Origin of the sequence: Mesoflavibacter sp. CH_XMU1422-2, assembly GCF_037029245.1 — a bacterium.
Taxonomy (GTDB): Bacteria; Bacteroidota; Bacteroidia; order Flavobacteriales; family Flavobacteriaceae; genus Mesoflavibacter; species Mesoflavibacter zeaxanthinifaciens.
On sequence record NZ_JAYMEE010000007.1, the window covers coordinates 4,856 to 8,056 of the forward strand.

Sequence of the window (3,201 nt, forward strand, 5' to 3'; positions counted from 1 at the left end):
TGTATAAATTCAATTGCGACTGAATTTCCTACGGAAATTCATTGCAATTTTCTATCTTTCAGCTAAATCGGAAAATCGTACCGATTTTCCGCAACTGAAATTTATACGCTAACGTTGGCAATAATTAATGACTAAATTTAACGTTATTAGAATGATAAACCAAAAATAGAAAAACAATGAAAAACTTAATGAAATTTATCGGATTAGCATTTTTGACAATCACATTGGCTTTTACAACTGTTGACAAAAAAACAATTGTAATTGACGTTAGTCACGGTGGACACGATAATGGAACAATAGTAAACGGATATAACGAAAAAGGAATCGCGCTTAACATTGCAAATAAAATCAAGGAGTTGAATAAAAATTCTAATTTGGAAATTATCTTGACAAGAGATTCAGATAAATTCTTATCATTAAACGAACGAGCAGAACAAATCAATAAATTAAAACCTGACTTTGTAATCTCGCTGCACGTGAACGCAGCCGATGACAAAAAGGAAAGCGGAAAAGAAATATTTGTAAGTGATAAAAACAAGCAGAAAGAAAAATCGGGAAGTTTAGCTCTCGAATTATTTTATAGCTTCAAAGACAGAAATGTGGAAATTAAAAAGGCAGATTTTTACCTTCTTAAAAACGTGGAATATCCAATTGCCTTGCTTGAACTTGGATATTTGACTAACGAAAATGACAGAGAAGTATTGACAACCGAAAAAGGACAATCTGAACTCGCCGAATCAATATTGAACGTGATAAAATAACTATTGCCAACAATGGCTATAAGTAATTGCTTGTGCTCGCCTACTTTGGAAATTCCTGCGGAATTTCCAACTTGGTGTGTACTTGCAAGGTTAATCGCTAACCCACGCAACTACTCATAGCCTAATCGTTGTACGCAATTTGACCAAAAATCTGACTATTAATGAAAGCTAAATGTTTATGGTGTTTTAAAGAAAGTCCAGAAGTAACATTTGACAAAAAAGCTCACACAATACCAAAATCATTAGGAGGTCAAAACTTCAATAATAATGTCTGTGATAATTGTAATGAGTACTTTGGAAACAGAAATGAAAGAAATAGAAAATATTCTATTGAAGAAGCATTAAAAGAAGCTTTTAATATTTCAAGGAGAAGACTATTAAATTCAGGAAAAACAAAGCGAAAAATAGGAGACTTTAAATCTAAATTCTTTGATATTAAACAAAGAAACGGAAAATACAGGTTAAGTATAAAACCATCATTCAGATTTTCATCAGGATTTCAAAAAGAACTTTGTAGAGCATTCAAACGCGGACTTTACAAAATGTTTTTGGAAGAACTCAACCGACAGAAAAACATTGGTTATGAACCAAAATTCGATGTAATAAGACAATTTGCTAGATACGACAAAGGAGATTTACCAGTTCTGTATTTTAATCGAGTTATTGGGATTATGATGATGTTTGACAGGGAAGCTGAAACACCAATCCTATTCTTTGACCGAATGAAATATTTATACTCAAATGACAAGTTCACAGAAATAGAGTTTCTAGGTCACGTATTTGGTTTTCCTATATCAAAGTTTAATATTGAAGACTATAAAAATTATGTAAGCAAATCAATAGAGAATAAAAAAGGTTTTTTTACAGATGCAGTATTTATTCAAAAAATGACAGATGTAGACATAACTTTAAAAATAATGAATGATTAAAAAACTGCGTACAACAATGTATAACCGCAATTACGGCGGATTCGACTACGTCCGAATCCACTCGGAATTGCTAACGTCAGTTCTTAACCGAAAATCATTATCTTTAATCCCGTAACTGACGGTTATACGAGACCGTTGTGCATAATTATGAAAAAACGATTTCTGATAATATTTATACTTCTGATTTCAATGAAATCTTTCGCTTGCTCTTGCGAGTGTAATTGGAATTGCAGATTCGGTGCAATATCGGACAATCAGGAATTTGTTGCATTAATCAAAGTAATCGAATATTCGGACTTTTTGGAAGACGAAATTTACGACTATGATGGAAAAATGCCCTATTCAATGACTGTGGAAGTAATCAAAAAATATAAAGGTTCTGAAACCCGAAAACGCTTCAAAATTTGGGGAGACAACGGAATTTTATGCCGACCATATATTGCGGATTTTAAAGTCGGAAAGTATTATTTAATTGCACCTTCCAAAATCGAAAGTGATTCTGAGGACGAACAAAACGGAGATTACGATTTTTTTTCTTGTTGGAATGACTATTTGGCGGTGGATTATGACAAGAAAATTGCTTACGGAGAATACTCTTGGTGGCGGAAAGAAATAACTCTTGAAAAATTTGAAAGAAAACTGGAAAAATAACTATGCACAACAACGGCTATAGTTCATTACGGCTGAAATTCCAAATCGGAATTTCGAGCCTTTTTGCTAAATTTATGGTTACGGCGGAATGATACTCGCGTACCATTCCGTAACGAAACCATAGCCCAACCGTTGTGCATAATATTAACAAACAAAACGCCAAATGAAAAAACCTATATTTTTAATTGTAATATTTCTGCTAATCGGACTTAAAATAAATGCACAGGAATTGACTTGTAAAGACTTTAAAATCGGACAATTTTATATTCCTGAAACACCTGAAATGGCAAAATATACAATCGTTGAAAATGACAGCATTTCGGAATTTACACCTGAAAGAGACAAAACGATAAAAAAATATATTGTAATCCGAGAAAAAGGAACTCAAATAGAATGGAAAAATGGAATTGGAAACGGAAATCCTGAATATGAAATAATTGAGTGGATTGACGACTGCACTTACCGACTGACTTATGATTCTTCAAAATCGGAATTGGACGAAGGAAAAAAATGGGTAAATGATAATAACGGAATTGTTGTCTCGAAAACAAAAATTGAAAATAAGTGTCTGTATTACACAGCAACTATGACAACAAATGACGGACAAAAAGTTTCACAAAACGGAATAATATGCAAGGAATAAAAATACTATGCACAACAATGTATAACCGCAATTACGGCGGATTCGACTACGTCCGAATCCACTCGGAATTGCTAACGTCAGTGCTAAACCGAAAAATTTGCGTACTTTAACCCGTAACTGACGGTTATACGAAACCGTTAGCAGCAATTTAAGCCAAATTAACCGATGAAATATTCTATAACACTAATGCTTCTAATAGTAATTATTGCTTACGGAA

4 protein-coding genes are annotated in these 3,201 nt (G+C 33.0%); all 4 read left to right on the forward strand.

All coding sequences use genetic code 11. The features are described 5' to 3' along the window. The first annotated feature begins 176 nt into the window (after positions 1-176). Positions 177-761 (forward strand): N-acetylmuramoyl-L-alanine amidase family protein, encoded by a 585-nt coding sequence (locus WA340_RS02560; RefSeq protein WP_336127160.1) that lies wholly within the window; start codon positions 177-179, stop codon positions 759-761. Between the two features lie 161 nt (positions 762-922). Continuing rightward, the gene (locus tag WA340_RS02565; protein ID WP_336127161.1) at positions 923-1,690 is read left to right on the forward strand and encodes an HNH endonuclease; all 768 of its coding nucleotides are present in this window, start codon (positions 923-925) and stop codon (positions 1,688-1,690) included. A gap of 300 nt (positions 1,691-1,990) precedes the next feature. Beyond that, on the forward strand, positions 1,991-2,341 hold the full coding sequence (locus WA340_RS02570; RefSeq protein ID WP_336127162.1) for a hypothetical protein: 351 nt from the start codon (positions 1,991-1,993) through the stop codon (positions 2,339-2,341). Positions 2,342-2,504: 163 nt separating this feature from the next. Beyond that, positions 2,505-2,984, forward strand: coding sequence for a hypothetical protein (locus WA340_RS02575; RefSeq protein ID WP_336127163.1), 480 nt, complete (start codon positions 2,505-2,507; stop codon positions 2,982-2,984). Positions 2,985-3,201 lie beyond the last annotated feature (217 nt).

Bases quoted from the DNA above. Each gene is read 5' to 3' on its own strand.
- WA340_RS02575 (WP_336127163.1), top strand. From the start codon at position 2,505: ATGAAAAAACCTATATTTTTAATTGTAATATTTCTGCTAATCGGACTT.
- WA340_RS02560 (WP_336127160.1), top strand. From the start codon at position 177: ATGAAAAACTTAATGAAATTTATCGGATTAGCATTTTTGACAATCACA.
- WA340_RS02565 (WP_336127161.1), top strand. From the start codon at position 923: ATGAAAGCTAAATGTTTATGGTGTTTTAAAGAAAGTCCAGAAGTAACA.